General features: G+C 36.6%; 7 protein-coding genes. 6 read left to right on the plus strand and 1 reads right to left on the minus strand.

The window, feature by feature from the left end; translation table 11 throughout:
* The first annotated feature begins 8 nt into the window (after positions 1–8).
* The 4 genes from AC13EX_RS24040 to AC13EX_RS24055 all read left to right on the plus strand — a co-directional run bounded on the left by AC13EX_RS24040 (position 9) and on the right by AC13EX_RS24055 (position 6,753).
* Positions 9–3,110 (plus strand): efflux RND transporter permease subunit, encoded by a 3,102-nt coding sequence (locus AC13EX_RS24040; RefSeq protein ID WP_482894614.1) that lies wholly within the window; start codon positions 9–11, stop codon positions 3,108–3,110.
* Positions 3,111–3,560: 450 nt separating this feature from the next.
* Positions 3,561–4,652 carry a hypothetical protein gene (locus tag AC13EX_RS24045; protein WP_482894615.1) on the plus strand — a complete coding sequence of 364 codons (1,092 nt, stop codon included), beginning with the start codon at positions 3,561–3,563 and terminating at the stop codon, positions 4,650–4,652.
* Positions 4,653–5,197: 545 nt separating this feature from the next.
* Positions 5,198–5,776, plus strand: coding sequence for a hypothetical protein (locus AC13EX_RS24050; protein WP_482894616.1), 579 nt, complete (start codon positions 5,198–5,200; stop codon positions 5,774–5,776).
* Positions 5,777–6,177: 401 nt separating this feature from the next.
* Positions 6,178–6,753: a helix-turn-helix domain-containing protein gene (locus tag AC13EX_RS24055; RefSeq protein ID WP_482894617.1), complete on the plus strand. Its 576-nt coding sequence runs from the start codon at positions 6,178–6,180 to the stop codon at positions 6,751–6,753.
* A gap of 11 nt (positions 6,754–6,764) precedes the next feature.
* On the opposite strand, the gene AC13EX_RS24060 is transcribed toward AC13EX_RS24055, so the two are convergent.
* Positions 6,765–7,361 carry a porin family protein gene (locus AC13EX_RS24060; RefSeq protein ID WP_482894618.1) on the minus strand — a complete coding sequence of 199 codons (597 nt, stop codon included), beginning with the start codon at positions 7,359–7,361 and terminating at the stop codon, positions 6,765–6,767.
* Positions 7,362–7,695: 334 nt separating this feature from the next.
* On the opposite strand from AC13EX_RS24060, the gene AC13EX_RS24065 reads away from it, so the two are divergent.
* Together AC13EX_RS24065 and AC13EX_RS24070 are read left to right on the plus strand one after the other, a co-directional pair.
* On the plus strand, positions 7,696–8,739 hold the full coding sequence (locus AC13EX_RS24065; protein ID WP_262485596.1) for a ParM/StbA family protein: 1,044 nt from the start codon (positions 7,696–7,698) through the stop codon (positions 8,737–8,739).
* 4 nt (positions 8,740–8,743) lie between these two features.
* Positions 8,744–9,304: a bactofilin family protein gene (locus AC13EX_RS24070; protein WP_048640619.1), complete on the plus strand. Its 561-nt coding sequence runs from the start codon at positions 8,744–8,746 to the stop codon at positions 9,302–9,304.
* Positions 9,305–9,502: the final 198 nt, after the last annotated feature.

Genomic DNA, 9,502 nt, shown 5'->3' on the forward strand with positions numbered 1-9,502 from the left:
GGATTTAAATGACACCTTTTCGATTAGTTATCCTCTTTTTTGTGGCCTCAATTATAGGAATTGCATTGATCCCCAAGCTGTCTGTGGATCTCAATCCTCCAGAAAAGGAGCCAATATTAAATATAGGTTATAGTGTTCGTGGTGCTTCCCCTGAACTGGTGGAAAAACTTGCGACCTCACCATTGGAAGGAGCCTTTACCCAACTGTCAGAATTGAAGAAAACCACTTCAGAATCCAATTATAATTCAGGGAATATTCAATTGCGCTTTGACAAACGCACGGACATGGACTACAAAAAATTTGAAGTCGCAGCATTGATCCGGCAGGTTTTTCCCTCAATGGATAGTAAGGTCAGTTACCCGAATGTGACTCAATCCTCACAGAAGAGCATTCAGGAAAAAAAACCAATCCTAACTTACAGCATCAATGGTCCATTTGCCTCTTTTGAGATTAGGAAAATTGCCGAAGATGTCCTGATAAGCGAATTAAATCGAGTAGAAGAAATTGAAACCATAGAGATTAGAGGTGCAAATGCGCTCTACCTTTATGTTATTTATGACATCCAAAAACTACAATCATTAAAATTTTCCAGGTCTACCTTGGAGAATAAAATAAGGAATTCTTTTGGTAGAAATTTCCCTGGCTTAGTGAAAAATGTGTCTGGGGAATCCATGTTTTTGGAAATTGATCGCTCCATAGTGGATAAAAGTGCTTTGGAGAACCTATTGTTAGGCAGTGTGGATGGCAAAGCGATTTACCTCAAAGATGTTGCGACCCTTACCCTTGAGGAATCAACGCCTCAGCAATATTATAGGATCAATGGCAACAATTCAGTAAACCTTACCATCACCAATAGGGATGGGGTAAATAAGGTTTTGCTGGCGCAGAAGATTAAAGAGATAATTAATGCATCAAAAGTGAACCTTCCGGAGGGCTTTGATGTAAGGTTGGAATTTGACGACACTTCTTTCCTGGATAAGGAGCTAAAGAAAATATACAAACGATCCGGTTTGTCCATATTGATTTTGGTGGTGTTTATATTTTTAATCAATCGTAACTTCAAATATTTACTGACCTTATTTTTAGGCATTATAGTCAATGTTAGTTTAACAGTGATTATTCTTTACTTGTTAAAAGTGAACATTCACATGTATTCCTTGGCGGGTTTGACCATTTCTTTTGGGCTGATTGTCGACAATGCCATCATTATGATTGATCATTTGCACAAGCATAAAAACAGAAAAGTGTTTTTGGCCCTTCTTGCAGCCTCACTTACCACCATAGTGGCATTGCTTATGGTTTTTTTACTGCCTGAAGATGACAGGCGAAACCTTGGGGAATTCTCTGTGGTAGTAGCTGTAATGCTAGCCGTTTCCTTGTTGGTGGCATTGTTATTTACGCCTGCCATGTATGATTTGCTCTTCGGAGAGAAGCAAAAATCCATCAAAAGACTAACACTAACTCAGCTTAGAAAGCGAGTGGTAGCCTTTACTAAATTCCATCAGTTTATAGGCTTTGTCGCGAGATTTAGGAAATCATTTGTAATTATACTGATCTTATTGTTTGGGCTTCCTATATTTTATCTACCAGCTAATTGGGAAGGACAGGAGTGGTACAATAAAACAGTGGGAAATAGTTACTATCAAGAAGAAATCAGACCCTATGTAGACAAAACTTTTGGAGGTTCTTTCAGGATGTTTGTTCGTGGTGTGTTTGAAAAGTCTTCTTACCGAGAGGCGGAGAGAACCAGACTTTATGTCAATGCGACCTTGCCATTTGGGAATACTTTAGAGCAAATGAACTTTATAATGGGAGAGTTTGAAACTTTCCTCAAAGGTGTGGAAGGTGTGGATAAATTTGTGACCACTGTTCGTTCCGGACAGAGCGCACGTATAGAAATCACCTTTACTGAAGAGCATGAAACCTCAGCTTTGCCTTATAGGCTTAAGGGAAAGTTGGCAATGAAGTCAACTGATTGGAGTGGTGTTCGATGGAGTATTTATGGTGTTGGACAGGGCTTTTCGGTAGGGCCAGGTGGTGAAGGGATTCCCAGCTTCAGAGCTGAACTGAGAGGGTATAATTATTCGGAACTTGAAAGGCAGTCTGAGGTTTTGGCGGAAAAGTTATTGGCTCATAGAAGAATTCAGGAAGTAAATACCAATGAACGTCGTGGCTGGTCAGAGAAAAAAACAGAGGAATATGTTTTGCGTTTTGACCAACGTAGGTTGGCAATGGCTGGAGCCAATCAATTCGAGGTGGTGAATGCCCTTAATGATTTGTCCCAACATGCTCAGCCTTCCATGTATTTGGAGGTGGACAATGATAAGTATGGGGTTGTAGTAAAAGAGAAAAAATCAGACCGGTTTTCAAAGTTTGACCTGGAAAACACCAGTTTGATATCGAGTGAAGATAGGATTTTTAAAGTCTCGGGTTTTGGTTCTCTGAAAAAAGAAAGTACGACCAATGCGCTTCATAAGGAGGACCGGCAATACATCCGACTGGTATCCTTTGATTATATGGGTTCTGCAAAATTTGGAGGGGAATACCTGGACGAAGTCATTGAAGAAATGAAAGTTAGTATGCCAATAGGTTACTCTATAAGTAAACAATCCTATAGCTGGAATTATGACAAAGCCAAAAGGCAATATAGCCTGTTGTTGGTGTTAATCGTGGGGATATTCTTCATTTGTTCCATTCTATTTGAAAATTTCAAGCAGCCCTTGTATATAATCTTCATTATCCCCATTTCTTTTATTGGCTTGTTCCTGATATTTTCATTGTTCGATTTCTATTTTGACCAAGGAGGTTATGCTGCTTTTGTGATGCTTGGTGGATTAGCAGTGAATGCCGCTATATTTATTGTCAATGATCTTAATAACCGAACCAAAGGCAACTACAATCGAAACGTGCTAAAAGCGGTAGGAGGCAAGGCCACCCCTATTTTATTGACTGTCCTTTCTACTTGCTTTGGATTGATACCATTTGTCATGGAAGGACAGGGTGAGATTTTTTGGTTCTCATTGGCTATAGGTACTATTGGTGGTTTGGTGTTTAGTATGGTGGGTGTATTTTTGGCTCTTCCAGTATTCCTGTGGAAGAAAAATGGGTAGATCCTTGAGATTGGTTTAGTTTTTCTTAATTGTAAGTATTCCACTGGAATTAAAATGATTTACTTTTTACTGTTATGACATAGCTAATTTGTCGTTATGTAATTACCGGCAGATTATTGCCTGAATTATAAAAATGGTGATTTCATTTCATGTACATTTGTTCCTTATTGTTTCATAACTTGGTTGACATTAAGCCAGCTGTTGAGGTCTGCCTGGGAATAATGAATAAGTTGTGAACTCGGTGAGAATAAATTAGTAACCTGCCTATTTTCTCTAATTTAAACCAGATTAGAGAAAAAACATTAAGAATACCTTTATTCAATGTTTTGGTAAAAAATAAAATTCATAAAATCACAAATGGTCAATTTCCGTAATTGTTTAGTTTCTGTTTTAATCCTATTTGGCTGTTCCTCAAAAAATATAGAAGAAGAGCAAGGGCCAGCGCATAAAATGGAATTTCTATTAGTCGACAGTGTCATGGTTGATATCCTTGAGCCACTTGTAATTGATGATCAGCAATTGTCCGGAGAATCTTTTTTAATGAGAGGGAGAAAAAGTAGAAAGCCTTATCTGATCAGTAATAATGGAAAAGTAATTAAAGTTTATGAAGTGTTGAATGAAGGACCTAATGGGATAGGCGTAAATGGTGCTTTTGGTTATAACTTTTTGGGAGAAGACAAATGGGTGGCTAAAGATATTTTGTACAGGTACCAAATCTATGATTTCGAAGGGGAAAAAACCAAAGTGTTGGAATCTATTAATTTAGGTCTTTTTGGTGTGACGATAAGTTCTTACCAAACTTTTTTTAGAGGTTTTAAAAAGGAGGATGAGGAGATGCTCCTCGGAATTGAAAACAATCTATTTGATCCGGGTTTTTTGTCTAAAGTAGAGTTAGCGCAATCTGTTTACTATGATTCCGTCAAAACAATATTTACCTATAAGGCCAAAGATCAAGTTCTGAAGCAATTTGAAGCTTATCCGAAAACATGGGGACCAAGGATGGAGAAAAAGTTTGTGGGGAAATCAGAGCCACTCTTTGCGTACCATAGAAGCAACCATCAATTGGCCTTACTCCCTAAGGTGGGAAACCAGTTGTTTATTTATGATTTCTCAAGTGATGAGCCCAAATTACTTTATGAGGTGGCGCTTTCTCATAGATTTAGGCCTGATGTTGTCCCTGAAATTTCGAAAGAAGCTGAATTTACTTCTTCTTACCCTAGGTTTACAGACCTTAAATTTGTCGGAGAAAGGGTGCTTGTAGAGTTCAAAACTAGAATTCCCGAAGATATTTTGCTCCGTTTAAAGGCCCAATCTTCAAGGGTGGAAGAGTTGCCAGAGTTCCAAGAAGCCCAAAAGACCTTTGTGAAGACCTTTTACCTGGTAATTGAGGACGGCAAACAAATAGGCGTGGTGGAAGGCTTGCCTGTTCCTGGTGCACTGGATTTTGCCACAGAAAGTGGTGATATTTTTATCAATGATAACCTGGAACCACTGTTTGAAAGGGAGTATAATGTTTTTTATCGGTTGAAATTGGTTAGGTAGGTTTATTTTTTAGTCTATTTAGTTAAAAAAAATGTTAAAATGATTTTTTATGGTGTTAAAAATAACCTAAAAAAATTAAATTCTGATTTTTTGTTAAAACCAGGTTGAAATTATACCTATGTTTCTTTAAGATGAATTGCTTGTTAGCTAAATATTAATTTAGGAATACATAATAATTAATCGAATTGTTGTGTAAAAAATAATTTTCATATATTTTTATTGAATTATTTGTAATTCATGTATTGCTCAATTACATTTGTGTCATGCTTACGTAAGTCATAAAAATAGAAGGAGCCAAAAGGGTTCTGCGAAGTATTGAAATTTCCGAACAATCAGTTTATAAACAAGCTAAAAGCGAATACTGCCAGCCTAGGGTTGATGCAGTATCAACAGACAGATTGAAGGAAAGTGGAAATATATCAAAGAACAGCGATTGCTAATTCTAGCTCAATTACCTGCCCAAAGTAATTAGCCTCAATAAAGAAATGTCAGGAAGTTCCTGGCAGAGGTTTTTAAAGTTAACATACCTTTAAAAATTTACGATCATGAGATTAATTATTGCAACAATTCTCGCTTTTACATTAACAACAACAGTTTTTGCCACTGCACCTGTTGAGAATCCAATCGTCACTCTGGAAAAAGTAGGTGATAACAAGTTTCAATTGAAATACTTAGAAATACCTGAGGGTAAGGTGACTGTTGCTATCAAAGACAAGACAAATAGAATTATTTTTAGAGATGTAATTGAAGCTGAAAAGGTGTTTTACAAAAATTACAACTTGAACAAATTGGATATTGGAAGCTATCAATTAGAAGTCTTCAATGGTAAAGACGGAAAGCTTTCTGATTTTGATATTGTTCTTGATTCTCATAAAGTTGAGAAAACTTTTTTTGCTAGAATGATAGCTGTAGATGACAAGACTTTGGCACTTTCAATGAGCAACCTAAATGGAGTAGATAAAACGTTAGAAATCTATGACAATGGAAACTTGATTCATGAAGAAGTCATAACTGGTTTGACTTTTGGGAAAAAATTCAAATTCAAAAATCTTGAATCAATGAAGAGCATAGATGTGAAAATCGTAGAAGCAAATGGTGAAGGTAAATTTATCTTCGTTAATTAATAAGAAACAACACATACCACTAACTACTATAAGGGGCTGATTATCAGTCCCTTTTATTTTTTTTTGTTTAAGTTTTTTTATTTTTTGATTTAACCCGGATTATGCAGTTTGTTTAGTTATAACCTGTCCTAGCTTTACTCAGGAAGTTGGGTAATCAGGTAATAGAAGGTCTATTGCCTATTGGTGTTTATTTCAGGGTCCGTGCAATGGTTCGAAATAATCCAGCCTAATTTCTTTTTGAGGAAGTGGTTTCAACACATTATGGTTATTCTATTTATTTCTGGCCCACCTTTTTTAAAGGTTTTGACATTGACTAGAACTTGTTAAATTCTAGGCTAATGGTAAAATCCGAAAGGATGATGTAGATGAAATTTATTTATTAAAACCATTGTTGTATTCAGATGCCAATAATTTCTATTACAAATATGGTTTGTCCTCGATGCGTAATGGCAGTGGAGAGGGTTTTAAAGGATATGGATGTTCCATATGAACAGGTAGAACTTGGGACAGTATTTTTTAAACAAGAACTTCAGCCCTTACAACTCCAGCAATTTGAAGAACAATTGCGGAACCTTGGTTTTTCTATAGCGAAAAGCAGGGAAGAGGTATGGATTGAATCCGTAAAAAGGATATTGATTGAGCTTTTGGATAAAGATCCTTCTCACCTTAATTCCCCCATTTCAAATTTGTTAGTTGAAAAAGTTGGGATGGACTACAGTCGCCTTAGTCAATTGTTTAGCCATTCTCAGGGAAAGACAATTGCACAATATTTTATTGAATTAAAAATTGAAAAAGCTAAGGAATGGTTAAGTGTTGAAGAATACAATATAAGTCAGATCGCTTGGAAACTCGGATATGGGAGTGTGCAATATTTTTCTACACAGTTTAAGAAAACCACAGGTTTAACTCCCAGTGAGTTTAAAAATTCTTCAGAGAAATCACGCAAATACCTGGATAGTTTAGATAGCGTGAAATAATGCTTAACTATTCAAAAAAGTCGGATGCCAAGAGAGAGGATTATTTGATTTTGTCTCTGATCTGTTGGTAGGCCCACATAGGATTTGGCGATTTTGCCCAAAGGCCCTTCGTATTTCAAATCCAAGATAAAATTGGCAATGTCCAAACCTATTCCAGCCTGATAGGCTATTGTCGCTTTGTTGTAGTCTGGCTTTATAGGTAGGGAAGCATTTGATGACAAGTCGCTGTCTAAGATAAAAGCTATTGTAGGTCCAGCCTGTAATCTAAAGAACTCTGCAATTTTAAATCCCGCCATTATTGGCACATCGACTTTATCAAATTTGGCAGTATAACTTACTGTGTGGTTTCCCTGCGTTCTGATAAATTCTCCTCCTGAATTGGTATAAAGTATTTCCGGTTGGATGAAAATATGATTGCCTCCAAGTCTTGCGAAAAGGCCGGCGTGATATCCCATTTTTTCATTACCACTACTAAAAGAGGTGCCGTTTACTGTGATGTTTCCTTGAGAAATCCCGATCTTTGGGCCGATGGAAAACTCTTGTGCTAGTAGGGGTGAATAGGAGCAAAATTGGATGAGGAAGAAGGCGATTATGGGTATCCGTCTCATAGTATTTATGATTTGGTTCTATGACAAAACTAATAAAAATCAAATTGGAAACGTGAATTTCCGCTTTTAGCAAGTTGAAAAAATGAAACTTTGCAATAAAATCTTTTATTTTTAACCTTTTACAAAAAAATGAACATAAACTTAAGGAACAAGCTTGTTATTTCGCTAAGGTTCCTTTAATTTGTCTTTAAACACAAGATTAAGTCTTTAAGCCCTGACATCTGATAGCGTATAAAAAGTTATACAATATATAATTGAAAGGACGTTCAGTAATAAGTTGATTTTTGAGATTGTTTTAATAAAAAAAAAATAAGGATAACCGTTTTAAAAAAGGATAAAAATAATTTCCATGATAGAAGTAATAAAGTACCCAAGTGTATTGGAAAGTAGTAATCTCGAACTTAGGAATGTAGCAAGAGATTTAGTTTCAGGGCTTAAGATATATCACGACAACATAGGATATTTAGTTGGGGATTTGGCTTTATCCGAAGGTACATCTCCTCATAGAAATATCAACAGTTCTCCTGAAGAAAATGACTATAGAATTTTTTTAAAAGCGGGCTTATTATTAGCTTCTCAAAAATTGGGTAGCCCGATTACTGTTACAACAGGATTTCCTTTTTCTACCTTTCAGGTGTTTAAGGAGAATGCCTACAGATTATTAGAAAATGAGCATATTATAGAGTATGATACCCAGACCTTTGGTGGAGGCGGTAAGAAAAAAATGGCTGTAGAGGTAGATAGAGTAGCTGTTATTCCAGAGGTAGTAGGATGTAGTATGGCTGTAAGGCAACTGTACAATGATGCTCCGAAAAACTTTTTCATGATCAGTTTGGGATATGGTACTATGGAGGCCATTTTAAGTACAGAAGGAGGATTGGTTCAGAGATCCAGTGTTTCTACTTTTGGCCTTAGGTATGCGATAAACCTAATTACTAGGGAACTTCAAAAAGACAATTATCTGGATCTGAAAACTGAACATCAAATTGATCAATATTTCAGTGAAGGAACGATCATACTAAACAGAAAACGTTTAGATCTAAAAGAACTTAGAAAGCAGGTAATTACTCAGTATTATAATGATGTGATTTCACCTTCTTTGAGAAAGGCATTTTCTGATAGCGATTTTGCTAAGTCAGGAGACATTTATTTAGCTGGGGGTGGAGCAAACTACAGTGAACTTGTTAATTTGTTTAAGGATGAATTTGATGGGTTATTGAATGTTCACGTTCCTGAATCTCCTGAGCAAATGGCATCCATAGGTTATTGCTTCAATAGCCTTGCTATCAATGGGGGAGCAAAAGATAAAGCAGTAGGGCTTGATTTAGGTAACAGTTCTACTATACTTACTACTTTTAAACAAGAAAAAGGAGATTGATAATATGAAATTCGGATCCAGCAAGCAACAGAATAAAGAAGCCAATGTAGGTAAAGTGACCGTTTTATCATTGGGTTTCGAACTTACAGGTGATATTATTTCCAAAAGTGATATCAGAGCAGATGGTATACTCGTAGGCAGTATTCGAACAGATAAAAAGGTGGTAGTTGGAGAAAAAGCTTCCATTACAGGAGATATAATCGCAGAAGAAATCAGCATCAATGGTGAAGTTGTTGGTGATTTATATATTAAAGGTGACACAACTGTTTATTCCAATGCAAAGGTATCTGGTAATATTATTACGAGCGCTATTCACATTCACAAAGGAGCTCAAATCAATAGTGGGGTACAGGTAGTGGAACCTAAAGCTGTAGATGAAGCGTCTAAGTCCAGCAAGATCAACTCAGTGAGTAGAGAAGAACTTTACTCTATGTTGGATGAAAAAACGGCTGAGAAAAAAGAAGCCCCTGTGAAACCAATCGCAAAACCACAGGTAAGAACTTACACCACTGATACTTCTTCTGGAATGGATGATGGCAATAAGGATCTTCCCAGAACTTGGTAGAAGTTATTTTAACCCGAAATATGCAATAGACAATCTATTACGTGCTGAAATCGCTTCAAAATCAGCCACTTCGTTGCTGTTTTCAATTTCACCATAGCGGTGCTATGCTAAAATTTCCAAACAGCCTGATTTTCTTGCGATTGCAACACTTCCCGTAAACACGGGACAGGCTTCACCCCTGACTATTGTCAGGACGGA

The organism is Cyclobacterium sp. L-R (assembly GCF_056859355.1).

Bases quoted from the DNA above. Each gene is read 5' to 3' on its own strand.
- AC13EX_RS24050 (WP_482894616.1), top strand. From the start codon at position 5,198: ATGAGATTAATTATTGCAACAATTCTCGCTTTTACATTAACAACAACA.
- AC13EX_RS24045 (WP_482894615.1), top strand. From the start codon at position 3,561: ATGGAATTTCTATTAGTCGACAGTGTCATGGTTGATATCCTTGAGCCA.
- AC13EX_RS24060 (WP_482894618.1), bottom strand. From the start codon at position 7,361: ATGAGACGGATACCCATAATCGCCTTCTTCCTCATCCAATTTTGCTCC.
- AC13EX_RS24055 (WP_482894617.1), top strand. From the start codon at position 6,178: ATGCCAATAATTTCTATTACAAATATGGTTTGTCCTCGATGCGTAATG.
- AC13EX_RS24040 (WP_482894614.1), top strand. From the start codon at position 9: ATGACACCTTTTCGATTAGTTATCCTCTTTTTTGTGGCCTCAATTATA.
- AC13EX_RS24070 (WP_048640619.1), top strand. From the start codon at position 8,744: ATGAAATTCGGATCCAGCAAGCAACAGAATAAAGAAGCCAATGTAGGT.